Consider the following 21,611-nt stretch of genomic DNA (forward strand, 5'->3'; position numbering starts at 1 on the left):
CTCAAGGAACCGACATGAACCTCTCCTTCCAACGCCCGGGCATGCGCACGCTCTTCGCCTTCGCGCTGTCCCTGCTTCTGTCTTTCGCAGCCGCCACCAGCTGGGCCCAGAGCGGCACACTGCAAAAAATCAAGCAGTCCGGCGAACTCAAGATCGGCGTGGCGCAGGGCGACCCCTGGTACTACCGCGACCCGGCCACTGGCACCTGGAGCGGCCTGGGCTTCATGGTGGGCCAGGTCATCGCGAAGGACCTGGGCGTGAAGCTGGTGCCGGTGGAAACCACCTACGGCAACAGCGTGGCCGCGCTGCAGGCCGGCCAGATCGATGTGATGTTCGTGCTCGACGCCACCGACGAGCGCAAGAAGGCCATCGACTTTCCGACCAAGCCGCTGCTCTGGTACGCCCAGGGCGTGCTCACCAAGGACAGCCTGGTCGCCAAGAACTGGAGCGACCTCGACAAGCCGGAAATCAAGCTGGGCGTGGCACTGGGGACCGCCACCGACCGTGACCTGACCAAGCGCATTCCGCAAGCCAAGCTGGAGCGCTTCACGAACACCGACGAGACCATTGCCGCCTTCATGTCGGGCCGCGTCGACGGCATCGCGTTCTATCACCCGGCACTGGTCATCGCGTATTCCAAGATCCACAAGGGCAAGGTTCAGATTCCCCAGCCCGTGGTGGCGCTGCCCACCAGCGCCGGCATTCGCCGCGAAGCGGACACGGCCTTCCGCGACTTTCTGGACGGTGAGTTTTCCAAGCTCTATACGTCGGGCCAGACCCAGGCCCTGTACGCGCAGTACCTGAAGACCAAGGGGCTGGACGCGGCCACCCTGCCCGGCGTGACCAAGGAAGCGCTGGAAAAGTAAGCGCTTTAAAAACAAGCGCTGCAACGCAGGAGCTTCGACATGAACTACGAGTGGGACTTCGGCGCCGTCTGGGCGTACCGCCAGATGCTGCTGACCGGTGCCTTCGGCACCTTGAAGATTGCGGCGGTGGCCATCGTGATGGGCGTGGCCATTGGCGCGGTGCTGGCGGTCATGCGGCTGTCGGGGCGCCGCTGGCTTGCGCTTCCCGCGTTGTGGTTCACCGAGTTCTATCGCAACACGCCACCGCTGATTCACTTCTTCTGGGCCTTCTACGGCCTGCCGGTGCTCATCGGCGTGAGCCTGGACCCTTATGTGGCGGCCATCATTGCGCTGTCCACGCAGTCGGGCGCCTTCTACGCGGAGGTGATTCGCGGCGGCGTGGTGTCGGTCGAGCGCGGCCAGTGGGAGGCGGCGCGCGCCATCGGCATGCAGGCCTCGCAGGTGGTGCGCCGCGTGATTCTTCCGCAGGCGGCGCAGCGCATGCTGCCGCCGTTTCTGGAGCGCTCGTTCGAGCTCATCAAGACCACCGCGCTCGCGTCCACGCTGGCCTATTCCGACCTGATGTACCAGGCGATGCAGGTCAACTCCATCACCTTCAGGCCGCTGGAGGTCTACACCTTCGTGGCCGCCATCTTCTTCGTGTCGCTGCTGTCGCTGAGCTTGCTTGCGCACCTGCTCGAGCGGCGCCTGTCGCGCTTTGCACTCCTTCCCGCAGGCTGATCGATCATGGACTTCACATGGGACTTTTCGTCGGTGCTGCAGAACTACCCGGTGCTGCTGAAGGGGCTGGGCATGACCGCCTTGCTGTGGGCGCTGGCCTTTCCGGCATCGATGCTGATCGGCTTCGTGCTGTCGCTGGGTGCGCGGTCGCATTCGCGCGCCGTGCGCGCGCTGGCACGGGTGTACGTGGAGGTGTTCAGAAACACGCCCGTGATCATTCAGCTGATCTGGTTCTTCTATGCCTTTCCCATCCTCACCGGCTACCAGCTCAGCCCCATTGCGGCGGCGCTGTGCGGGCTGGTGCTCAATGCCTCGGCCTACTGCTCGGAAATTTTCCGCGGCGGCATGGCCTCCATTGCCAACGGCCAGTGGGAAGGCGCGCGCGCCATCGGCATGAGCCACGCGCAGGCGCTGCGGCGCATCATCGTTCCGCAGGTGCTGGCGCGCATGCTGCCCGCGTTCACCAACCGGGGCATCGAGCTGGCCAAGAACACGTCCATTGCATCGGTGATTGCGGTGCACGAACTCATGTACCAGGGCCGCGCGCTCAGCTCGGCCTACTACCATCCGCTGGAGACCTTGAGCACGGTCGCTGTGATCTACTTCGTGCTGATCTATCCGGGTGCGTTCTGGGCCTCTCGGTTCGAAAAACGTCTGGCGTTGCGCACCTGAGCGGCGCCCTCGCGCAGCACCCCCACCAACGATCTCTCCCCCGCTCTACCGACCCCATCGACCCCCTCGACCCCATGTCCACCCTCCCCACATTCAGCCCGGTTCCCTCGGTCACGCGGCGAGACCACGTGGCGGCGGCGCTGAAGAAGTCCATCCTGGCGGGGCAGATCGCGCCCGGCACGCAGCTGGTCGAAAGCGGCCTGGCCACGCAGTTCGGCGTGAGCCGCGGGCTGCTGCGCGAAGCGATTCGCGAGCTGATCGAGTCCGGCTTGGTGGTCAACCGCCCGTATGCCGGCACCTTCGTGACGGACATCAACGAGCAGGTGCTGCGCGACGTGTACGAGGTGCGGCGCATTCTGGAGCGGCAGGCCTACACCAGCCTCTGGCCGCACCGCGACCGCGCCTTTCGCACCGAGCTGCAGGCGCGCTTCGACCTGATGATGGCCGCCGTCGACAGCGGCGACCTCACCGAAGAAATTCGCGCCGAGGCGCACTTCCATGGCCTGGTGTATGAGCGCTGCGGCAACCACCTGATGCCCGCGCTGTGGCTGCAGATGACGCAGAAGATCCAGCTCGGCTTTGCCATCTGCCAGATCTCGCATGCGCCCAAAGTCGACTTCGAGGACAACCACCGGCGCTTTCTGGAAGTGAGCCTGGGCGACGACCTCGGCGCGATGCTGGCGGAGCTGGACGTGCATCTCGGCCGCGGCCTGGCGACCATCGAGTTCATGTCGCGCGCGGTCGGCGTGCCCGCGGGCTGAGCGAATCCGCGTACGCGCCGGCGGCCGGGCCGCGCCGCTCAGCCCGCCACGTCGGTGCGCGGCAACCGCAGCTGCGTCTTCAGCGTTTCGAACACCTGGCGTGTGACCGGGTTCACCACATGGCTGCGCACATACAGGTGGTAGGCCAGATCGGGCAGGCGCGGCATGCCGTCGCCCGCGCCCAGCACGCGCAGGCCCGCGTCCAGCTGCTCCACGCCGCGCGCCGTCACGCCCAGCCCCGCACGCAGCGCGGCCTTGATGCCGATCAGGCTGGACGAGGTGTAGCGCGGCGTCCAGGCCACGCCCGCCGCGTCCAGCGCCTCGTGCGCAAGGCGGCGGAAAATGCTGGGCCCGTCCGCCATGATGAGCGGCACCGGCTTGGCCGGGTCGTGCACATAGCCCGCCGCGCACAGCCACACGGTGGGCGAGTTGCGCAGCACCACGCCCTCGAACTGCGACTGCGCGTCGGCCCGGTTGGAGATGATCATGTCGACCTCGCCGCTCTTGAGCGAGGTCATCAGGTAGGGGCTGCGGCCGATGTGAATGTCCAGCTGCAGCAGCGGCGACGTGCGTGCCACCTCGGTCAGCAGCAGCGGCAGCATGGTCTCGGCCACGTCGTGCGGCGCGCCGATACGCAGGTTGCCTTCGAGCTGGCCCTGGCGCAGGCTGCGCAGCGCCTCGTCGTTCAATGCGAGCAGGTGGTGCGCGTAGGTGAGCAGGCGTTCGCCGTGCTCCGTCAGCCGCTTCTGGCGGCCCTGCTTGGCAAACAGCGGGTGGCCGATCTGCTCCTCCAGCCGCTGCATCTGCTGCGTGATGGCCGACTGCGTGCGCTCCAGGTGAACGCCCGCCGCCGCAAAGCTGTGGTGGCTGACAACGGCGGCAAAAGAGCGCAGCAATTCAAGATCGAGGGTGGTCATCCATTAATTTTATTGATGTGTTTCTTGCGCTGCTTGGATTGTTGCGTCACGCCGCCGTCACTACAGTGAACGCATACCAAACAGACAACCCCACTGGAGCACACGCATGAGCACCCCATCCGAGCCACGCCAGCAGGCCGTGACCGCCTCCATCGATGCGATGAAGAAAGCCATTGGCGGCGCTGAAGCCACCCGCGAAACGCTCGACGTGGTGCTCGGCGCGCTGCAAAACCTGGCCGCGCACACCGCCTACTGGGGTGCCACCGACTTCCCCGCGCCGGAGGCGGGCGAGCACCAGGCGCGCTACCTCATTGCCGAAGACGCCGACCAGAGCTACGCGCTCTACCTGAACGTGATGCGCCCGGGCAAGAAGATCGTGCCGCACAACCACACCACCTGGGCCTGCATTGCGGCCGTGGAAGGCACCGAGCACAACCGCGTGTACGCGCGCACCGACGACGGCACCGTGCCGGGCGTGGGCCAGTTGAAGGAAACGGCACTGGTCGTCGTGGCACCGGGCAAGGGCATTGCGCTGATGCCCGAAGACATTCACTCGGTCGAGATTCAGGGCGAGCAAGTCATTCGCCACCTGCACATGTACGGCCGCGCGCTCGAAACGCTGAACCAGCGCACCGCCTACGACATGGCCGCGGGCACGTACCAGACGATGGGCATCGGCGTGCAGACGCGGCGCTGAGCACCCCCCTCTTTTTCTTTTTCATCTCTCCGGATGCGGACCGCCACGGCGGCCTCGCAGGGGCGCGTTCGCGTGGCCGCATCCGACCCCACCGATCCGCTTGCACATGACGACCTCCACCATCGACCCGAAGACCCTGAAGACGTGGCTGCACGACGGCGCGGAGATCGCGTTGCTCGACGTGCGCGAGCACGGCCAGTACGGCGAGGCGCATCTGTTCTACGGCATCCCCCTGCCCTTCAGCCGGCTCGAGCTCGATGCACCGCGCCTGGTGCCGCGCCGTGGTGTGCGCGTGGTGGTCTACGACGACGGCGACAGCCACGTGGCGCAGCGCGCCGCCGCGCAACTGGCGGCGCTGGGCTACACCGATGTGCATGTGCTGCAAGGCGGCGCTCCTGCATGGAAGGCCGCGGGCTACGTGCTCTTTGCGGGCGTCAACCTGCCATCGAAGACCTTCGGCGAACTGGCCGAGGAGGTCTATCACACGCCGCGTGTCAGCGCCGACCAGCTGGCCGAAATGCTGGCGCGCGACGACAAGGTGGTGGTGCTCGACGGGCGCCCGGTGAGCGAGTTCCACAAGATGAACATTCCAAGCGCCACCTGCTGCCCCAACGGCGAGCTGGCCTACCGCGTGCGCCGGCTGGTGCCCGACACCACCACGCCCATCGTCATCAACTGCGCGGGGCGCACGCGCAGCATCATCGGCGCGCAGACGCTCATCAACCTCGGCCTGCCCAACCCGGTGTATGCGCTGGAGAACGGCACGCAGGGCTGGTACCTGAACGACCATGTGCTGGAGCACGGCGGTACGCGCCGCTACACGGACGACAGCGGCAACACCGACCTGCGCCCCGCCGCCAAGGCACTGGCCGCGCGTTTCGATGTGCCGGTGGTCAGCGCGCAGACGGTGCAGCAGTGGGCCACCGAAACAGCCCGCACCCTGTTCCTGTGCGATGTGCGCACGCCGGAAGAATTTGCGGCCGGCAGCCTGCCGGGTGCGCAGCACACGCCGGGTGGTCAGTTGATGCAGGCCGGTGACCAGTACGTGGGTGTGCGCGGCGCGCGGCTGGTGCTGGTCGACGACGACGGCGTGCGCGCACCGACCATCGCGAGCTGGCTGCGGCAGATGGGCCATGACGCGAGCGTTCTCGAAGGCGGGCTGGCGAGCGGGCTGGCTCTGACACCTTCAACGACACCGGCCGCGCCGTCGCTGCGCACCATCGATGCGCAAACCCTGGCCGCACGCATCGAGAAGAACGACGTCGCAGTGATCGACCTGCGCGGCAGCATGCAGTTTCGGGCGGGCCACATTCCGCAGGCACGCTGGTCGATTCGCCCGCGTCTGGCCGCTGATGTGAAGAGCGAAACGCGCCAGTTGGTGCTGGTGGCCGACGACGCCGCGCTCGCGGCATGGACGGCCGCCTCCGAACTCGCAGGCATGCCCACACCGCTGTTGCTCGAAGGCGGCATGACTGCGTGGCGCGATGCCGGTTTGCCGGTGGAGGCCACGCCCACGTTGCCCGCGGACAGCGACTGCATCGACTACCTCTTCTTCGTGCACGACCGTCACGACGGCAACAAGGAGGCGGCGCGCCGTTACCTCGCCTGGGAGACGGGCTTGGTCGCGCAGCTCGACGCACAGGAGAAGGCAGCGTTCCGACTGCCTGCGCCTTTGGTCACGTTGCGCGCATGACCACTGCCGTTTTGGGGGCGGTTGTTTTGTGCGCCGCTGTTCAGGGCGCGAGCAAAGGCCGCCGGGTGCTCCCCTCCGCGAATGTCCCCCGGGCTTCGCCCTCCTCCTTTATTTCGCTGCGGGGAGCACCCGACGCCCTTTGCTCGTGGACACGCTCGTTGTGATCGCGCGATCAACGACTGCTCTGAAAACGCTCACGCCGATGGTGGGCTTCTTTTCGCGAAATAAAGGAGGAGGCCGAAGGCCGGGGGACATTCGAGAAAAGAAGCACGCCGTCGGCGTGAGCGTCGCCCTGAAAGTCGGCGCAAGAACCGCCCTGAAGCTCGGCGCCCCGAACAACAACCCTTAGCAAAACACACAGTCTTCCCGCTAGTCCTTGTCAGTTCCTACTTCAGGAGTTCCGTCATGTCGTCTGTCATTCGCGTCCCGTACCTTGCCCGCCTTGCCGTCGCTGCCCTGTGGCTCACGGCACTGGCACTTCAGCCCGCCACCGCCGAACCGCTCGCACCGCGCAACGGCTATCCCTCGCAAACGGTGAAGTTCATCTCGCCGTTTCCACCGGGCGGCGGCAACGACGCCACTGCACGACTCGTCACCTCGCGCCTGTCGGAAATCATCGGACAGGCCGCGGTGGTCGACAACCGCGGCGGCGCGGGCGGCAACATCGGCGCCAAGGCCGTGGCCGACGCCAAACCCGACGGCTACACACTGCTCACCTCGCAGGTGTCGATCATGGCGGTCAACCCCACCCTGTATGCGTCGGCGGGCTTCGACCCGGTCAAGAACTTCATTCCCATCACACAGATCAACGCCGCGCCGCTCGCGCTGGTGGTCGATGCCAACTCGGCGCTCAAGAGCTTTGCCGACCTGGCCGCCAAGGCCAAGGCAACGCCCGGCAAGGTGACCTATGCCACGCCGGGCAACGGCACGCTGTCGCACCTGGTGGGCGTGGTGCTGGGCAAGGACAACGGCATCGAAATGACCCACGTGCCCTACAAGGGCGCCGGCCCCGCGCTGACCGACCTGCTCGGCGGACAGGTCGATGTGCTGGTGACGTCCACCGCGTCGGTGGCGGGCCTGGTGCAGAACGGCAAGCTGCGCGTGCTGGCCGTGACCAGCCCGCGCCGCATCGGCGTGTTCGCCAAGGTGCCCACGCTCGAAGAACTGGGCTACGCCGGCGCGCGCTTCGAAGACTGGTACGGCTTCTTCGCGCCGGCCGGCACGCCGCCCGAACGCGTGGCCTACATGAACGAAGCCATCGTGCGCGCACTGCGCATGCCCGAGGTGGCCAAGCTGGTCACCGACGGTGGCAGCGAAGTGGTGGGCAACTCGTCGGAAGCCTTTGCCGCGCAGATGCGCCAGGACATCGAGCGCTGGTCGCGCATCGTCAAACTCTCCGGCGCGCGCGCGGATTGACGCAACATAGCGGCCTGACATTTCCGAGCCCCATCACCATGTCTGACTCGCACTCCGCGCCCCCCGCCGACCTGGCCCCCGACACGCGGCTCACGCGCATCGGCAAGGCGCCTTCCTATGCGGGCGGCTCGCCCGTCAACACGCCGCTGGTGCGCGCCAGCACCGTGCTGTTCGACAGCGTGGGCGCCATGCGCGACGCCCGCGCGCGGCGCGACGACGAGCGCGTGTTCAGCTACGGCGCGCGCGGCACGCCGACCACCTTCGCACTCGAAGACGCGGTGAGCGAACTCGAAGGCGCGCACCGCACGCGGCTGTTCCCCACCGGGCTGGCGGCCATCGGCATGGTGCTGCTGTCTTACCTGAAGCCGGGCGACCATGTGCTGATGTCGGACAGCGTGTACGAGCCCACACGCAACCTGGTGCATTCGTTTCTGGAGCCCTACGGCATTCGCAGCAGCTTCTTCGCGGCGGACGGCGGCGGCATCGAGCACCTGTTCGAGCCCACGACGCGGCTGGTGTACGCGGAGTGCCCCGGCTCGCTGGTGTACGAGATGTGCGACCTGCCGAAGCTGGCCGCGCTCGCGCATGCGCACGGCGCGCTGCTGGCGGCCGACAACACCTGGGGGTCGGGCCTGCAGTACCGGCCGCTGGCACTGGGCGCGGACATCTCGACGATGGCCGCCACCAAGTACCTGTCGGGTCACTCGGACGTGATGATGGGCACCGTCGCCACCACCGAGGCCGCCTGGCGCCCGCTGAACGAACGCTGCGACGCCTTCGGCATGACGGTGAGCCCCGACGACGCCTGGCTGGTGCTGCGCGGCATTCGCACGCTGTCGGCGCGGCTGCAGATGCACGAGCGGCACGCGCTGGAAGTGGCGCATTGGCTCCAAGCACGGCCCGAGGTGGCCACGGTGTTCTGCCCGGCGCTGCCGCAGCACCCGGGGCACGAGATATGGAAACGCGATTGCAAGGGCACCAACGGGCTGCTGTCGATCGAGCTGCAGCCGGGCACGAGCAACGCGGCGGTCGAGCGCTTTGTGGATGCGCTCACGCTGTTCGGGCGTGGCTCTTCATGGGGCGGCTATGAAAGCCTGGTGGCTTGGACCAACATGCGCGCGGCGCGCAGCGTGACCGATTGGAGCGGGCGCGGGGCGGTGGTGCGCTTGCATGTCGGGCTGGAGGCACCCGCGGACCTGGTGGCGGACCTGGCGCGCGGGTTTAACGCGATGGGGGCGATGGGAGCGGTGGCGGCTGCCGGCTGAGTGCCGGCAGGCCCCCCGCTAAAGATGCACGAGATGCACGAGAGTGACCTCGTTGCCTCGCGCGCCCTTGCGTGTTTTCGGTCGGCTTACCAACGCACCTTCACACCCAGGCTCCCCTGCACCCCGCCCTTGGTGCGCGTGTCCCCACCCGACGCCCACAGCTTGCCCAGCTCCGCATACAGGCTGGTGCTTTCCGTGAGCTTCAGCGTGGCGCCGCCCGCCAGCTCGGTGCTGGTGCCGCCGGTGCGCGTGGCGATGTCGGTGTAGCCCGCCGGCCCGACGAAGCGGGTAATGTCGGTGCCGCTGCCGCTGCGGTACACGTTGAAGCGCACATAAGGCTGCAGCAGGCCGGCGCTGGTCGCAATCTCGCCCTTCACCCGCACGCCGGCGCGCACCAGCCAGCCGTTGTGGGGATCCTGCTGCACGATGGCGCCGCTGATGCCGGTGTCGTCCAGGCTCACGCGCTGGTGCACCAGCTGCAACTGCGGCTCGATGCTCCAGTTCTCGGCAATGGGAAACGACTGCCCCACCTCCACGGACGCCAACAGGCTGCTGCCCTTGCCGCCGCTGCCAAAGCTGAACGCGGGCAACACGGTGTAGCGGTGGCGGCCGGCCTGCAGCACGCTGTCGACGTACAGGCCGCTGTCGTTCTTCCACGTGGCATAGGCGCCGAAGTACTGGTTGCGCAGGTCGTTGGAGCCCACGCCGTAGTTCTGCAGGCCGCTGGCGAAGCCGGTGACGCTCATGTCGCCGTCGAGCTGGCCCACGTACACGCCCACGCGCCAGTTGGGGTCGGCCCACAGGTCGGTGCCGGCCTGAAAGCCCGTGAGGCGGCCCTGGCTGGTGGGGCTGACGGTGCCCGCCTGGCCGATGGTGCGGTCGGTGCTGATGATGCGCGCCCACGCCTGGCGGTAGCCCTGCTCGGGCGTGGAGGTGTTGGCGCCATTGGGGCCGTCGTCACCCACGCGCTGGTGCAGATTGCCCAGCATCGACAGGTTGGCCTGGCGCAGCTGCTCGGGCAGCGCGGCGTACAGCGGTACTTCGGTGCGGTAGGTGGGCACCACAACGCCTGTCCCTGTGCCAGTTCCGCCGGTACCAGTACCAGTACCAGTACCAGTACCAGTACCAGTACCAGTGCCAGTACCAGTGCCAGTGCCAGTGCCAGTGCCAGTGCCAGTGCCAGTGCCAGTGCCAGTGCCAGTGCCAGTGCCAGTGCCAGTGCCAGTGCCAGTGCCAGTGCCAGTGCCAGTGCCAGTGCCAGTGCCAGTGCCAGTGCCAGTACCGGTACCGGTACCGGTACCGGTGCCGGTGCCAGTTCCGCCGCCGGTGCCGGTGCCCGTGCCCGTCCCAGCGGTCGTTGGTGCGGTGGTGGAGCGCAGGTACCAGTTCTCGCCGGCGCCGCTCGCGTCGGCGGCATACAGGCGGTACTGGTAGGCGCCCGCGTCCACGTGGCCGCCCGCGAGGCTGAAGGCGCTCTTGGTGGTCTGCGCCGTGGTGGTGGCACCGTTCACGGCGCTGATGATCTCGATGCCGTTGCCCGCAGTGAGAGCGCCAAGGCCGCCCAGGTTGGTGATCTGCACGCTGGTGCTCCCGCTGGCAATGGCGGTGCTGCCGCTCAGAATGAGCCGGTCGCTCGCGCTGGCGCTGCCGCCCAGCGCGGTGCCCATGCGCAGCGTGCCGCCGTTGCCCACCCAGGGGCCGGTCATGGTGAGCGTGGTGCCCGGCACGGTGCCCACCAGCGACACGGTGCCGCTGTTGGCAATCGACGCCAGGGTCTGGCTGTTGCCCTTCAGGTCGAGCGTGGCACCGCTGGCCACGTTGAATGTGCTGGCGCTGCTGAAGGTGTTGACCGCGCCGGCGCGCAAGGTGCCGGCCGCCACGTTGGTGACGCCGGTGATGGTGTTGGCGCCGCTCAGGGTCAGCACGCCGGTGCCGTTTTTCACAAGATTGCCGACGCCGGAAATGGGGCCGGTCAAGGCCAGGCTGTTGCCTTGGGTGTCGATGGTGCCGGTGCCGCCCAGCAGCAATGCATTGCTCACGCTCAGCCCGTTGGCGCCGGCGATCACGCTGGCGGTGGCGCCGGTGTCGATGGCAATGGCGCCCGTCATGGCCGAGCCGGTGTTCAGCGTGAGGCTGTTGGTGCCGCCGGTGAACTCCACGGCAGACGCGCGCGTGACGCCGTCCCCGCCCAGCCCGCCGGTGATGGTGCCGCTGTTGGTCACGGCCAGGTTGGCGCCGGCCAGGCCTACGCCGCCCACGCCGTTGGCGCCGTTGGGGCGCCCGTTGTTGTTGACGCCGCCCGCACCGCCGGCACCGCCCGCGAGGGTGCCGGTGTTGGCCAGCGTGGCGCCCGCGCCGGTGGACGACAGGCCGATGCCGCCGTCGCCGCCCGCGCCCGGCGAGCCGGTGCCCGTGGCGCCGCCGCCACCGGCCCCGCCCGCGCCGCCCGCCCCCGCGGTGATGGTGCCGGTGTTGGCGAAGGTGATGCCGGCCGTGGTGGCGTTCAGGTAGAACCCGCCGCCGCCGCTGCCCCCGCCGCCGCCTTGAGAAAACGCGTCGCCGCCATTGCCGCCCACGCCGCCTGTCGAACTGCTGGTGGCCGTGTAGCTGCCGAGCGGGCCGTTCAAAATCGAGCCGTAGCCGCCCGCGCCGCCGCCGCCCGCGGCCCAGTACCCGTCGCCACCCGCACCGCCCGCGCCACCCGTGTAGCTGCTGGAAGACGCGCCCACGTTGTTGGCGATCGACGCGCCCTGAAAGCCCCCGCCGCCACCACCGCCGTAGCCGTTGCCGTTGGCGGCGTCCCCGGTCTGCGCCTGGCCCGCGCCGCCGGCCGCGCCCTGGAACACGCCCGGGCTCACCTGGGTGCTGGTCGCACCCGCCGCGCCGCCCGTGCCGGGTGTGGCGCCAACGAAGGTGCCGATGGTCGCGTTGGACCCCGCGGTCACGCCCGCCGGTGTGGACGAGCCGCCGTTGCCGCCGCTCGCGTTGAAGTTGTTGTCGTTCAGGCCCCCGTTGCCGCCCGTGCCGTTGCTGCCGCCGGCGCCGCCGTTCAGCGTGGTGTCGCCCACCGGCTGGCCGCCCGCGCCGCCGGCGGCGTGTGCCGGCCCGGCACACGCGAGCACCACGGCCATGGCCACCGCAACGGCGCTGCTGGCGCTGCCGGAACTGGAGGAGCGCGCATGGCCGCGCGCGATTTCAGGCGCGGGCACCCAGGTGCCGAGCGTGGGATTCCAGAGGGTCCGAAAAATCTTGTTCATGGCTTCAACTTGTTCCTTCGTTACCTGATCGGGCAGGCGCCCGCATGCGGCAGCAATGGCTTGCTCCTCCACACGCCGTCGATTTCGAATTTGCAAGTCAAAAATGTAAGTACGCGTAGCAACTGGCGATATGCCCGATACCGGGTACCTCCCGACTGGCCTGAAATGCGGCTTTTCACTCGCGCCACGCCTCAAGAACCGGTTTGTGACACGGTCTACCCTGAACTGCATCAAGAAGTAAGCAATGTTTCTCGATGGATTCGAAAGTACTCAGTTTGAGGGCGCGCTTTTCGCAAGCCCATGCCAAACCACCATCCAACGCCAGACAGCTTTTTCTTTCAGATGTCGGTCGTCACCGACAGGGCAGCGTGCCTTTGCACCTCTTGCGTCCGACGCTTGAACGCATCGGTCGCGCAGGCCACCGCGTCCGAGCCGGCCAGGAAATGCAGCGGCGGTTCGTCCATGCCAGCCAGTTGCACGATCACCTGCCCGAGCTTTGCCGGATCGCCCGGTTGCTTGTGGTTGTAGTCCTCGTAGGAGGCGCCACCGGCGTCGGCATAGTCGCCCACCGTTTGGCTGCCGTAGCGAACGGAAGACTTGTCCAGAAAGTCAGTGCGAAAAAATCCCGGCTCCACCACCGTGACCTTGACGTTGAAGCGTGCGACCTCCAGTGCCAGGGATTCGGAAAACCCTTCCACCGCGAATTTTGCGGCGCAGTAGATCGACGAGGCCTGGAAACCCACGAAGCCGCCGATGGAAGAAAGGTTGAGGATGTGCCCGCGGCGCTGCCTGCGCATGGTCGGAAGAATCGCGCGGGTCACATGCATCAGGCCGAACACGTTGGTCCGAAACTGCTGTTCCACATCGGCGCTCGCCACTTCTTCGAACAGGCCGAGCTGGCCATAGCCGGCGTTGTTGACCAGCACATCGATGCCACCGAAGCGAGCCACCGCGGCTTGCGCGGCCACGACCGTATCGCGCTCCTGGGCTACGTCCAGCGCCAGGCACAAGACCCGATCGCCATGCGCCGCGTAGGCGGAAGAAAGCTGCTCCAGGTTGCGGCCGGTGACGACCACCTTGTCGCCGGACGCCAAGGCCGCGCGGGCAATCTCCGCGCCAATGCCGCGCCCTGCTCCGGTGATGAACCAAGTCTTGCTCATGATGAAACTCCTGCGTTGAGTACGCGTGATGTCGCGTGATGTCGAGTTATGGCGTGTTGTGCACGCCGGTCGGTAGGTGAAGAAATCGTAGTTTCAGGACCTGCTTTGCGCGCACCCGATCCTCTCGACGTCTTGCACAAACGACCGAATGCCGGCGCGGCTCTGCGCCACATCGGTGGTCTTTCTCGGCAGCGCATCGCATCGAGGCGACGCACGCGCGTGATACCTTCCGCGCATGTCGACTCGGCTTGATTCCCGCTCACTGGCGCTTTTTCTGGCTGTCGCGGATGCACTGAGTTTTCGCCAGGCCGCCGAGGCATTGCATCTTTCGCAGCCACCCCTCAGCCGCGCCATTCGCGATCTCGAAGAGCGGCTGGGCACGCGGCTCTTCGACCGGGACACGCAGGGCGTGAGCCTGACGCAGGCGGGGCTGAAGTTGCTGCCCTATGCGCGCAACGTGGGCGCGTTGCTGCGCGACGCCGAAGCCGCGCTCAAGGTCAGGGCCCTTCCGTCGACCTTGCGACTGGGGCTGACAAGCGCCGCGGAGCCGACCTGGTTTCGCGGGCTCGCGGAACGGATACAGGCCAGGCATCCGGAAACGGTGGTTTCCGTCGTCTCCGACGCGTCTCCACGGCTCGTGCGACGGCTTCGCGCCAGCAAGCTGGATGCCGCTTTCGTTGCCTTGCCCACCGATGTGCGGGGCCTGGACATCCTCGACATAGAGCGCCTGCCGATGGTGGTGGCCTTGCAGTCGTCGCATCCACTCGCAAGGCGCCGGTCGCTTCGTCTTGCCGACCTGGCGCCCGAGCGCGTGTTCTGGTTCGAGCGCTCGCGCCAACCGGCCTTCTACGACCACTGCCTGTCGATCTTCGAGCGGCATGGGTTCGCGCCCCGCAAGCTCAGGGAACCCACGGACCATCACGTTCTGCTGGCCGACGTGGCCAGCGGCCGAGGCATTGCCTTGCTGCCGAAGTCCTTCGCCAGCCTGAAGCGCGCGGGGGTGGTCTACAGGGCGCTGCTAGAGGGCGACGAACTGGCGGTGGGCATCGGTCTGGCAACCCCGAAAGACCGCCAGGAAATGCGTGCACTGCTGGCCGCCATGGCGATACCGGCCTCGGTGAAATAGCACCCGGCCGCGTGGCGGCCCACTTCGTGGGGTTCCGTTTTCCTGATGCCGTTCAGGTATCACGGTATCGGTATTGGCCGGATCGCAAAGCGACTCCTACGCTTCGAGCCATCCACCACCCCAGAGGCTCCAAAGTGAAACATCCATCTGCCATCCATATAACCGGCCTCGACTACCTCGCGAAGATCGAAGGAGGGCGCCCGCCGTCCATCGAGGAACATCTCAAGGACGTGGCGCCTGACCTGGCCCGGCTTGCAATCGATTTCGCCTACGGCGAGGTCTACCCTCGCGGCCATCTTGACCTGCGTCAGCGGCAGCTCGCAACCTGCGCGGCGTTGGCAGCGCTGGGCAACGCCAGGCCTCAACTGAAGTTTCACCTGGCCGGTGCGCTGAACGTCGGGTGCACGCCCGAGGAGCTCGTCGAGCTTGCGATCCACATGAGCGTGTACACCGGCTTTCCGGTCGCGATCAACACCGCGCTGGTTCTGAAGGAGCTGTTCGCCGAGCGCGGCATCGTGCCCGCGGCGCAGCAAGCCGCTCAGCCATCCAGCGCAGGCCAGGGCCGTTTCGAACGCGGCTGGGCCGGACTTTCGGAGATCGACGGGCACGCGGGCGAGCGGGTCATTGCCGCCCTGCAGGACATCGCGCCCGACCTTGGCCGGCACATCGTCGAATTTGCCTTTGGCGACGTGTACAGCCGCCCCGGGCTGGACCTGCTCTCGCGCGAACTGGTGACGGTGGCCGCCCTGGCCGCCATCGGCACCGCGTCGGCACAGCTGAAGGTGCACATGCACGGCTTTCTGAATGTCGGTGGCACCAAGGCGCAAATGGTGGAGACCGCGACACACATTGCCGTGTACGCGGGCTTTCCCGCGGCAATCAACGCGGCTCTGGTTGCCAAGGAAGTGATGGCCGAGCGTGCCATGCCTACAGCGGCGACGACCGCAACGAAGACCGCGACAGCGTCCGAAGCAGACTAGAACTCCGCGCGCGGCTTCGCGCGCGCGATGCTCGTCAACATTCAGACGCGCTCGGCCTTGGGCCGGCGCACCGCGCGCACCGTGCCGCTGCCCCCGCCACCGCAATAGAACAGGTCGGCCCCGTCGGACTCGAGCCCGCTCACGCCCACGCCGCGCGGCATCTCCAGGCGCTGCAGCACGTCGCCGCTTTGCGGGTGGATGTGGCGCAGCTCGCTCTCGTCGCCTTCCCAGGTGCCGTGCCACAGCTCGCCGTCGACCCAGGTCACGCCGGTGACGAAGCGGTTCGACTCGATGGTGCGCACCACCGCGCCGGTCTCGGGGTCGATCTGGTGGATCTTGCGGTCGCGGTACGCGCCCACCCACAGGCTGCCTTCGGCCCAGGTCAGGCCCGAATCGCTGCCGTGGCCCGGTGCCGGAATGGACGCGACCACGTCGCCCGTGTCGGGGTCGATCTTGTCGATGCGCGAATCCGCGATCTGGTAGAGGTGCTTGCCGTCGAACGCGGTGCCGGCGTCGCAGGCGACATCGAGCGTGCGCACGGGCTCGCCGCTGAGGGGGTCGAACGCGATCAGTTGCGCGCCCAGCGCGGCCCACACGCGCTGGCCGTCGTGGGTCACGCCGGCCACCTTGTCGCTGCCGGGGAAGGGGCCGTACTCGCGCACGATCTGTGCGGCTTGCACGTGGGCCTGCGGGCTTGTCTTCTGAACCTTGGGGGTCTTGAGGGTGTTGGCGGTCATCGTCGGCTCCTGGTGGTGCACCGCGAATCGGGTGCGTTGGAGACGACTCTATTCAATCGGCAGCGCGGCGGGGAGTAACAAGATCGTCGTGAATCCGGCCAGCGGCGGGGCCAGCCAGCGCCGCGACCGCGCCTGTCCGATGGCGCGCACACGCGCGTCGGCCTCCAGCTCGGCCAGCGCGCGTTGCACCGTGCGCTGGCTGGCGCCCAGGGCCAGCGCCAGTGCAGAGGTCGACCAGGCCGCCCCGTCGGACAGCAGCGCCACCATCGCGCCCTGCTCGCCGTCGATGGGCGGTGCCAGCACCACCACCGCGCGATCGCCGTGCGGCCTGAGCACGAAGCCGCGCGGCGTCGCCTCGATGGTCGCCAGGCCCTTGAGCAGCGCGCGCAGGCGGCCGATTTCGACACGCAGGCGCGCGCGGTGCGTTTCGTCGGGGTGGCGGGTGCGGAAGGCGACGGCGATCAGCGTCTCGCGATCGGCATCGCCGGGCCACGCTTCGGCCAATGCGCGAGCCAGCGTGAACAGCACCGGGCGACGGGCGAGCGGCTGCCAGGTGGCTTGCGTGCCGACACCGTGCCGGCAGGCGTCGACCACCAGCGCATCGGACGCCAGCAGCGCCGCGACCTCGTCGAGCCGCAGCGTCTGCTCGGTGCCGTTCGACAGGCGCCGCGCAGCGGGGCGGTCGAGCGTGGCGCTGGCCTCCGCCACTTCGGCCAGCAGCGCCGGCACGCGGGCACGCAGGGCCGCGTCGTGGGCGCGTGCAAGGGCCGCGCGGGCGGTGTCGACATGCAGCGAACGCAGCGCGAGTTCGGCCGCGGCCAGCTCGGCCACCGCCGCGAGAGACGGCGAGAGGCCACGCGCGTTTAGCGTTGCCAGCGCGGCCGCAGCCTCCGCGAGCCGACCGAGCAGCAGCAACCGGCGCGCCGCGATCAGCCGCGCCTGCAAGGCGTTGGCGTGGTCGTCACGCGCCTCCAGCGCAATCGCCGCGGCGGCCAGCGCACGCGGCGAGCCGCTCAGGTCGCGCATGGCCAGTGCCACCTCCGCCTCGGCCACCACGCAGCGCGCCCGCGCCAGTTCTTCGTGCGCGCCGAAGCCGCTGGCCGCGCGGCGCAGCAACTCGCGTGCGCGCGACAGCTCGCCAAGCTGGGCCATCGCGATGCCGCGCAGCGCCAGCGCCGGCGGGTCGTCGCGCAGCGCCACGCGCTTGAGCGCGCCGAGCGCATCGCCAGCGGCAAGGGCGCGGGCGGAGGCGGCGATCAGCGAGTCCATGGCGTGGCTGTGGTCGGTGGTCGGCGTTCTTACCGGGGCTGCGCGGCCGGTGCGGCTATCAGCGGCGCCAGCTCGGCGCGCAGGCGCCGCACCGCGACCTCGTGGCGCAGCGTCTGCGCGCCGCGCCCGTAGGTGGCGGCCTTGCGGATCAGGCGCATCTGCTCGCGCTGCAACTGCGCCTTCAGGCGCCGCGCGCGCCAGCCGAAGGCCCAGCCCGTTTGCCTGCGCACCCGGTAGCGCGCCATCGGGTCGCCCAGGCGCACCCATTCGTCGTCGCGAATCAGCTCGCGCTCGGGCACGAAGTACGCGGCCAGCGCATGCAGATAGGTGCCGTTCTCGCGTGCCGCAACACGCCAGAAGATGCCGGCCGCCACCACCACCGGAATGCCCTTCACCGCCAGCAGCAGGGCCATCTGGCCGTAGCCGCCCTCGAACCGGTCCTCGAGCAGCGGCGAGTTCCAGACAAAGTGCATGGCCCATGCGAGCGCGAAGCACAACACGGCCACGGCGATGCGCATGGCCATGGGCCGACGGGGATGCAGCAAGAACCAGGCGACACCGAAAGACGCGATGGTCGTGTACGCCGCATGGCTCCACAGCCCGCTCAGCAGCCCGCGCGTGAACAGGTTGAGCAGCACCGGGTACACCTGGTTTTCCAGCGGAAAGTGCATCGATGCGTTGACTGTGTAGCTGAGGTTTTCGATCACCTGGAACCCGAGCCCCGCCATCGCGCCCACGATGAGCACCGACAGATAGGTCTCGAACTGGTTGCGCGCCACCAGCACCAGCAGCACGACACCCGCGAGCTTCAGGAATTCTTCCGTGACCGGCCCCGCAATGGCCGGCCCCCACACCGCCGCGAACTCCGGCGACAACAGCTTGGCGCACAGGCTCTGAATGGCCACGTTGGCCGGCGCGGCAAAGTACAGCGCGCCCAACCCGCCCCATGCAAAGGCCAGGATGTAGGCCTCCGGCGGGTGCTGCTCCAGCAGGTCGAGCGTGCGAAACGCGAGGCAGAAGACCAGCGTGTACAAGCCCCAGGCCAGCAGCCCCAGGAACGCGGTGACCGGCACCACCCTGAAGCCCATCGAGAACATGTGGACCGTGTAGAACAGCCCGTTGACGATGAGCGCCGCCAGCACCCAGAACGCCGCGCGGCGCGGCTGAAAGAACGAGTCCGTGCCTACGGGCCAGACGCCCTCGTCCTGTGGAGAAATCGGCGGCGTCATTGCGCCTCCAGGTCCATCGAGTCCAGCATGCGGCGGGCGTCGGCCAGCGCATCTTCCAGGCCGTCGTTGGCGCCGTAGAAGTCGATCTGCACCAGCGACTTGCGCTGCAGGTCGACCACCTGCCAGAAGCGGCCCGCCAGCGTGGCACCGTAGTAGGCGAAGGTCTTGCCCTGCAGGCCCCATGACGTGACGAAGTCGGACGCGTCGCCTTCGATGGTCAGGCCCTGGCCGCGTTCCATGTAGCGCTGCTGCCGCACCAGCGGGCCGTCGGGGCCGCCGGCCCACTGGCCGGTGGTCACGCGGAACTTGTGCGCGCCCTTGAACAGCATCAGCGACTGCCCGGCCCTGGAGCGCGACACGTCCATCAGCCAACCTTCGGCCGGCTCGAAGCGGGCCTGGCCGACGTCCACCGTTTCGCCCGCGGCCAGCGGCCGGCTGCCCGGCGTGTGGCGGTCCCAGAAGGTGAGGCCGCCCACATAGGCGGCAATGGCGAGCAGCACCGCGAGCGCGCCGGGCCAAGTGCGGTAGGGGATGCGGCGGGAGGGCTCATGCATGGGTTGATCGTGCCATAGGGCCCCGCGATGTGACCCCGCGACAACCGCGTGACCGCCGACGTGTGGCGCAGCAGCTCAGTCTTCGCTGTCCTCGCGGTTGCGCTCGGCGAGCTGGGCCACCTCGCGGTCGAAGGCCTCGTACTGCGCGTCGCAGAAAAGCTCGCAGAGCCGGTCGACCTCGGCGCGGCTGCGCGCATCGACGACCGTGGCGTCCTGCTCCAGCTTGCCCTTGCCGAAGAAGCCCTTGCGCAGCTTCATCGACACCGCCTGCAGTTGGTAGCTGCCCGCGCGGTCGGTGCCCAGCGCGGTGACCCACAGCGCGCGCTGATCGGCCTCGTTCTGCAGCACCAGCGCGGGCAGCGGGCCCTCTTGCTCTTCCTCCCACGCCTGATGCTGCTCGGCCCAGGGGAAGGCGTCGATGGCGGACTGGAAGGCGACCAGGTTGGTCTCGCCTTGCGGGTCGGTCCGGTGGTAGTCGTAGCCGGTTTTCTGGATCGCGAAGGTCAGCATGGGGGACGCCTTGAAGGAGACAAAGCCGTGGTTTAACACAGCGATCCGGTTCGAATTCGGCATACTCGTGCCCCCGCATTCCAAGTCCTCACCGCTATGGCCGACCTTCCCCACAGCACCGCCGCCGAGCGCAACAAGCAACCCATCCTCGACGTGCTGCGCCGCACCCTTGGCGAGCGTGGCACGGCCCTGGAAATCGCCTCCGGCACCGGCCAGCATGTCGCATGGTTCGCGCAGCAGATGCCCGATTGGACCTGGCAACCCAGCGATGCCGACGCCCGGTTGCTTCCCACCATCGCGCAGCGAATCGAGCAAGCCGCGCTGCCCAACATCCGCCCGCCGGTGCTGCTGGACGTGCTGGCGCCGCAATGGCCGTCGCAGGGCGATGCGTTCGCGCAAGTCTTCGACGCCATCTACTGCGCGAACATGCTGCACATCTCGCCGCCGGCCACGTGCGCCGCGCTCATGCAAGGCGCCGCGCGGCACCTGTTGCCGGGCGGTGTGCTGGTCACCTACGGCCCCTACTTCGAAGAAGGCACGCCCGCGCCCAGCAACCTCGCGTTCGACCAAAGCCTGCGCGCCCGCGATGCCGCCTGGGGCATCCGCCGCCTGGACGATGTGGTGGCGCAGGCGCGCGCGTCGGGCCTGGTGCTGCGTGCGCGGCACGAGATGCCCGCGAACAACCTGATGCTGGTGTTCGGTTTCTAGCGGACCGCCGCAGGCCTGGGCGCGATGCCGCAAGGCCGCCATGCGATCACGCCTTGCGTGCGCGCCCTCACCTCCGGCGAAGCCAGGCAGGTGGCCACGGCCTCGTAGCCCGGCGCACCCACGCTGGGAACCACGCGCGTCGGCGGGCTGTGGTTGGCGGGGCACAGAATGACCGACTCGTTCGCGCCGACGGCCGCCAGGTCCAGCACCACACACGAGCGCGTGAGCAGAAACAGCGGCCGGCTGTCGGCCGCACGGCGTCGCAGGTGCGCCACCAGGGCTTGCTGCGTGGCCGCGTCGAGCCCCTGCTCCACCATGTCGACGACCAGCGCCCCTGGGGCTTCGGCCTCCAGCGCAGCCAGCAGGCACACCAGCGCATCGCACGCCGTGGCGCCGTCTTCGGCGAGCCATGCCAGCGCCCGGTCGACGCGCTGTTCCAGGGCAGGGTCGGCCTGCAGGCGCGCCGCGGCGCTCGCGTTCTGCACCAGGCGATCGAGCCCCAGGAACACCGCGCCCGGCAGGGTCTCGGCCAAGCGCAGCGCCAGCCGTGTCTTGCCGCTGCCGAGCGGGCCGACGATGTAGTTCAACGGCCGGATGTCGCGCAGCACGAAGCGCTCGCCACCCCAGGGCCAGGGCAGGTCGAATTCGACATGCAGCGCCGAGGCCGGCGCCAGCACGCGCACCAGTTCGCCCACGCTCGGCGCTTGGCCGGTGGCGAGATCGGCGCGCAGCGCGCGCACCTTGTCGATGGACACGCGCAGCTCGCGCACACGGCCCTCCAGCAGCACCTGATGAGCCGCCAGTGCAGGCGCCAGCCCCTCGGCATCGCCGTTCAGCACGCACGCCACCTGGGCCAGGCTGAGGCCGAGCGCGCGCAGGGCCACGATGTCCGCGCCACGCGCCATTTCGCCGGGGCCATAGGAGCGCCAGCCGGCGGCATTGCGGGCCGGACGCAGCAGGCCGCGCTGCTCGTAGAGGCGCAAGGCCTTGGCGGAAACGCCGAGCCGGCGGGCAGCTTCGGAGGGGCTCAGGAATCGGGTGGAAGGGGTCATGGCATCACCTCATGCGTTGGAC

General features: G+C 68.5%; 21 protein-coding genes. 12 read left to right on the forward strand and 9 right to left on the reverse strand.

Going from position 1 to position 21,611, the window contains the following annotated elements; all coding sequences use genetic code 11:
• Window positions 1–14 precede the first annotated feature (14 nt).
• The 4 genes from VLK31_RS15360 (at window position 15) to VLK31_RS15375 (ending at window position 3,019) form a co-directional block, all read left to right on the forward strand.
• Window positions 15–866, forward strand: coding sequence for a transporter substrate-binding domain-containing protein (locus VLK31_RS15360; protein ID WP_409169275.1), 852 nt, complete (start codon window positions 15–17; stop codon window positions 864–866).
• Between the two features lie 39 nt (window positions 867–905).
• A complete protein-coding gene (locus VLK31_RS15365; protein WP_409169276.1) occupies window positions 906–1,586 on the forward strand; it encodes an amino acid ABC transporter permease in 681 nt (226 codons plus the stop codon).
• A gap of 6 nt (window positions 1,587–1,592) precedes the next feature.
• On the forward strand, window positions 1,593–2,258 hold the full coding sequence (locus VLK31_RS15370; protein ID WP_409169277.1) for an amino acid ABC transporter permease: 666 nt from the start codon (window positions 1,593–1,595) through the stop codon (window positions 2,256–2,258).
• 74 nt (window positions 2,259–2,332) lie between these two features.
• Window positions 2,333–3,019, forward strand: a complete 687-nt coding sequence (locus VLK31_RS15375; protein ID WP_409169278.1) for a GntR family transcriptional regulator — start codon at window positions 2,333–2,335, stop codon at window positions 3,017–3,019.
• 38 nt (window positions 3,020–3,057) lie between these two features.
• Here the strand turns inward: VLK31_RS15375 and VLK31_RS15380 are convergent, their stop codons facing one another.
• Window positions 3,058–3,936 carry a LysR substrate-binding domain-containing protein gene (locus tag VLK31_RS15380; RefSeq protein WP_409169279.1) on the reverse strand — a complete coding sequence of 293 codons (879 nt, stop codon included), beginning with the start codon at window positions 3,934–3,936 and terminating at the stop codon, window positions 3,058–3,060.
• 106 nt (window positions 3,937–4,042) lie between these two features.
• On the opposite strand from VLK31_RS15380, the gene VLK31_RS15385 reads away from it, so the two are divergent.
• From VLK31_RS15385 to metC, 5 genes are all read left to right on the forward strand, one after another.
• Complete coding sequence (locus tag VLK31_RS15385; protein WP_409169280.1) at window positions 4,043–4,633, forward strand: hypothetical protein; 591 nt, start codon at window positions 4,043–4,045, stop codon at window positions 4,631–4,633.
• 106 nt (window positions 4,634–4,739) lie between these two features.
• Window positions 4,740–6,326, forward strand: a complete 1,587-nt coding sequence (locus VLK31_RS15390) for a rhodanese-like domain-containing protein (RefSeq protein WP_409169281.1) — start codon at window positions 4,740–4,742, stop codon at window positions 6,324–6,326.
• Between the two features lie 145 nt (window positions 6,327–6,471).
• The gene (locus tag VLK31_RS15395; RefSeq protein WP_409169282.1) at window positions 6,472–6,675 is read left to right on the forward strand and encodes a hypothetical protein; all 204 of its coding nucleotides are present in this window, start codon (window positions 6,472–6,474) and stop codon (window positions 6,673–6,675) included.
• Between the two features lie 56 nt (window positions 6,676–6,731).
• Window positions 6,732–7,742 (forward strand): Bug family tripartite tricarboxylate transporter substrate binding protein, encoded by a 1,011-nt coding sequence (locus VLK31_RS15400; protein WP_409169283.1) that lies wholly within the window; start codon window positions 6,732–6,734, stop codon window positions 7,740–7,742.
• Between the two features lie 38 nt (window positions 7,743–7,780).
• The gene (metC, locus tag VLK31_RS15405; protein ID WP_409169284.1) at window positions 7,781–9,007 is read left to right on the forward strand and encodes a cystathionine beta-lyase; all 1,227 of its coding nucleotides are present in this window, start codon (window positions 7,781–7,783) and stop codon (window positions 9,005–9,007) included.
• Window positions 9,008–9,093: 86 nt separating this feature from the next.
• Here the strand turns inward: metC and VLK31_RS15410 are convergent, their stop codons facing one another.
• Window positions 9,094–12,264, reverse strand: coding sequence for an autotransporter outer membrane beta-barrel domain-containing protein (locus VLK31_RS15410; RefSeq protein ID WP_409169285.1), 3,171 nt, complete (start codon window positions 12,262–12,264; stop codon window positions 9,094–9,096).
• Window positions 12,265–12,602: 338 nt separating this feature from the next.
• Window positions 12,603–13,424, reverse strand: a complete 822-nt coding sequence (locus tag VLK31_RS15415) for an SDR family NAD(P)-dependent oxidoreductase (protein WP_409169286.1) — start codon at window positions 13,422–13,424, stop codon at window positions 12,603–12,605.
• A gap of 235 nt (window positions 13,425–13,659) precedes the next feature.
• On the opposite strand from VLK31_RS15415, the gene VLK31_RS15420 reads away from it, so the two are divergent.
• Together VLK31_RS15420 and VLK31_RS15425 are read left to right on the forward strand one after the other, a co-directional pair.
• On the forward strand, window positions 13,660–14,550 hold the full coding sequence (locus VLK31_RS15420) for a LysR family transcriptional regulator (protein ID WP_409169287.1): 891 nt from the start codon (window positions 13,660–13,662) through the stop codon (window positions 14,548–14,550).
• 134 nt (window positions 14,551–14,684) lie between these two features.
• Window positions 14,685–15,530 (forward strand): carboxymuconolactone decarboxylase family protein, encoded by an 846-nt coding sequence (locus VLK31_RS15425; protein WP_409169288.1) that lies wholly within the window; start codon window positions 14,685–14,687, stop codon window positions 15,528–15,530.
• Between the two features lie 41 nt (window positions 15,531–15,571).
• On the opposite strand, the gene VLK31_RS15430 is transcribed toward VLK31_RS15425, so the two are convergent.
• The 5 genes from VLK31_RS15430 to VLK31_RS15450 form a co-directional block, all read right to left on the reverse strand.
• Window positions 15,572–16,267 (reverse strand): hypothetical protein, encoded by a 696-nt coding sequence (locus tag VLK31_RS15430; protein ID WP_409169289.1) that lies wholly within the window; start codon window positions 16,265–16,267, stop codon window positions 15,572–15,574.
• Window positions 16,268–16,315: 48 nt separating this feature from the next.
• The gene (locus VLK31_RS15435) at window positions 16,316–17,536 is read right to left on the reverse strand and encodes a helix-turn-helix domain-containing protein (protein ID WP_409169290.1); all 1,221 of its coding nucleotides are present in this window, start codon (window positions 17,534–17,536) and stop codon (window positions 16,316–16,318) included.
• A gap of 29 nt (window positions 17,537–17,565) precedes the next feature.
• Window positions 17,566–18,765: a PrsW family intramembrane metalloprotease gene (locus tag VLK31_RS15440; RefSeq protein WP_409169291.1), complete on the reverse strand. Its 1,200-nt coding sequence runs from the start codon at window positions 18,763–18,765 to the stop codon at window positions 17,566–17,568.
• Window positions 18,762–19,319 carry a hypothetical protein gene (locus VLK31_RS15445; protein WP_409169292.1) on the reverse strand — a complete coding sequence of 186 codons (558 nt, stop codon included), beginning with the start codon at window positions 19,317–19,319 and terminating at the stop codon, window positions 18,762–18,764. Before VLK31_RS15445 ends, VLK31_RS15440 begins: the two co-directional genes overlap by 4 nt.
• Window positions 19,320–19,394: 75 nt before the next feature.
• Window positions 19,395–19,829 carry a hypothetical protein gene (locus VLK31_RS15450; RefSeq protein WP_409169293.1) on the reverse strand — a complete coding sequence of 145 codons (435 nt, stop codon included), beginning with the start codon at window positions 19,827–19,829 and terminating at the stop codon, window positions 19,395–19,397.
• A 96-nt stretch (window positions 19,830–19,925) separates the two neighbouring features.
• On the opposite strand from VLK31_RS15450, the gene VLK31_RS15455 reads away from it, so the two are divergent.
• Window positions 19,926–20,537, forward strand: coding sequence for a DUF938 domain-containing protein (locus VLK31_RS15455; RefSeq protein ID WP_409169294.1), 612 nt, complete (start codon window positions 19,926–19,928; stop codon window positions 20,535–20,537).
• Here VLK31_RS15455 and VLK31_RS15460 read toward each other — a convergent pair.
• On the reverse strand, window positions 20,534–21,589 hold the full coding sequence (locus VLK31_RS15460) for a MerR family transcriptional regulator (RefSeq protein WP_409169295.1): 1,056 nt from the start codon (window positions 21,587–21,589) through the stop codon (window positions 20,534–20,536). The genes VLK31_RS15455 and VLK31_RS15460 overlap by 4 nt on opposite strands.
• Between the last annotated feature and the right edge of the window lie 22 nt (window positions 21,590–21,611).

The sequence above is a fragment of the Variovorax sp. H27-G14 genome, assembly GCF_046156345.1.
GTDB lineage: Bacteria > Pseudomonadota > Gammaproteobacteria > Burkholderiales > Burkholderiaceae_C > Variovorax.

Bases quoted from the DNA above. Each gene is read 5' to 3' on its own strand.
- VLK31_RS15360 (WP_409169275.1), top strand. From the start codon at position 15: ATGAACCTCTCCTTCCAACGCCCGGGCATGCGCACGCTCTTCGCCTTC.
- VLK31_RS15365 (WP_409169276.1), top strand. From the start codon at position 906: ATGAACTACGAGTGGGACTTCGGCGCCGTCTGGGCGTACCGCCAGATG.
- VLK31_RS15370 (WP_409169277.1), top strand. From the start codon at position 1,593: ATGGACTTCACATGGGACTTTTCGTCGGTGCTGCAGAACTACCCGGTG.
- VLK31_RS15375 (WP_409169278.1), top strand. From the start codon at position 2,333: ATGTCCACCCTCCCCACATTCAGCCCGGTTCCCTCGGTCACGCGGCGA.
- VLK31_RS15380 (WP_409169279.1), bottom strand. From the start codon at position 3,936: ATGACCACCCTCGATCTTGAATTGCTGCGCTCTTTTGCCGCCGTTGTC.
- VLK31_RS15385 (WP_409169280.1), top strand. From the start codon at position 4,043: ATGAGCACCCCATCCGAGCCACGCCAGCAGGCCGTGACCGCCTCCATC.
- VLK31_RS15390 (WP_409169281.1), top strand. From the start codon at position 4,740: ATGACGACCTCCACCATCGACCCGAAGACCCTGAAGACGTGGCTGCAC.
- VLK31_RS15400 (WP_409169283.1), top strand. From the start codon at position 6,732: ATGTCGTCTGTCATTCGCGTCCCGTACCTTGCCCGCCTTGCCGTCGCT.
- metC (WP_409169284.1), top strand. From the start codon at position 7,781: ATGTCTGACTCGCACTCCGCGCCCCCCGCCGACCTGGCCCCCGACACG.
- VLK31_RS15410 (WP_409169285.1), bottom strand. From the start codon at position 12,264: ATGAACAAGATTTTTCGGACCCTCTGGAATCCCACGCTCGGCACCTGG.
- VLK31_RS15415 (WP_409169286.1), bottom strand. From the start codon at position 13,424: ATGAGCAAGACTTGGTTCATCACCGGAGCAGGGCGCGGCATTGGCGCG.
- VLK31_RS15420 (WP_409169287.1), top strand. From the start codon at position 13,660: ATGTCGACTCGGCTTGATTCCCGCTCACTGGCGCTTTTTCTGGCTGTC.
- VLK31_RS15430 (WP_409169289.1), bottom strand. From the start codon at position 16,267: ATGACCGCCAACACCCTCAAGACCCCCAAGGTTCAGAAGACAAGCCCG.
- VLK31_RS15435 (WP_409169290.1), bottom strand. From the start codon at position 17,536: ATGGACTCGCTGATCGCCGCCTCCGCCCGCGCCCTTGCCGCTGGCGAT.
- VLK31_RS15440 (WP_409169291.1), bottom strand. From the start codon at position 18,765: ATGACGCCGCCGATTTCTCCACAGGACGAGGGCGTCTGGCCCGTAGGC.
- VLK31_RS15445 (WP_409169292.1), bottom strand. From the start codon at position 19,319: ATGCATGAGCCCTCCCGCCGCATCCCCTACCGCACTTGGCCCGGCGCG.
- VLK31_RS15450 (WP_409169293.1), bottom strand. From the start codon at position 19,829: ATGCTGACCTTCGCGATCCAGAAAACCGGCTACGACTACCACCGGACC.
- VLK31_RS15455 (WP_409169294.1), top strand. From the start codon at position 19,926: ATGGCCGACCTTCCCCACAGCACCGCCGCCGAGCGCAACAAGCAACCC.
- VLK31_RS15460 (WP_409169295.1), bottom strand. From the start codon at position 21,589: ATGACCCCTTCCACCCGATTCCTGAGCCCCTCCGAAGCTGCCCGCCGG.